Annotated in this window: 1 protein-coding gene; it reads right to left on the bottom strand. The window is 62.6% G+C overall.

The annotated features are described in order from the left end of the window. Positions 1-516: IS4 family transposase (locus tag GWQ27_RS22235; protein WP_275908339.1), on the bottom strand; the 516-nt coding region annotated here is incomplete at both ends.

Below are 516 nucleotides of genomic sequence, written 5' to 3'. Positions count from 1 at the left end.
CGATTTCCCAGCGATGGCTGTAGAGCTCGACGATGTCAGCCCCCGGGAAGCGCATCGGGTCAACCATTGAGGTCAGCACCTGCCGCTCCTTGCCGTTGATAGTGCGGGTCAGCAAGCGGGCTTCCACCGTGTCCGGCAGTTGCGGCCACTTCTTGCGTGCCTGTGGATTGGTTTTGAGATGCACCAGTGCATCCTGGCGCCCCAGCTTGCGTACCACCTCGTATTGCGTGCCCTTTTTGAGCGGCAGCAGCCAGTGACGCTCGCTGCCAGCAGTTTGCCAGGCGTGTAGCAGACCGAGGGAGTAAAACCCCTTGTCGAACAGGGTCAGCGAGTGGTCCGGCGTGCGCGCGACAAGCTGTTCGGCCAGCGCCATCTCGTTGATGGCGCAACTCTCCATGACAGCCTGAACAAGCAGGTGGCTGGTCAGCTCCATCTGGCAGAGCATGCGCACCTGCGGATAGGCGGTCTCCCCATGCTGGGTGCCGGGTTTGGCAAAGGCGGCGGCATTGTCCGGGG

Origin of the sequence: Aeromonas sp. 5HA1 (assembly GCF_029237245.1) — a bacterium.
Classification (GTDB): domain Bacteria; phylum Pseudomonadota; class Gammaproteobacteria; order Enterobacterales; family Aeromonadaceae; genus Aeromonas; species Aeromonas salmonicida.
The sequence above is the reverse complement of the archived record's forward strand: the minus strand, read 5'-3'. Positions and strand labels throughout refer to the sequence as shown.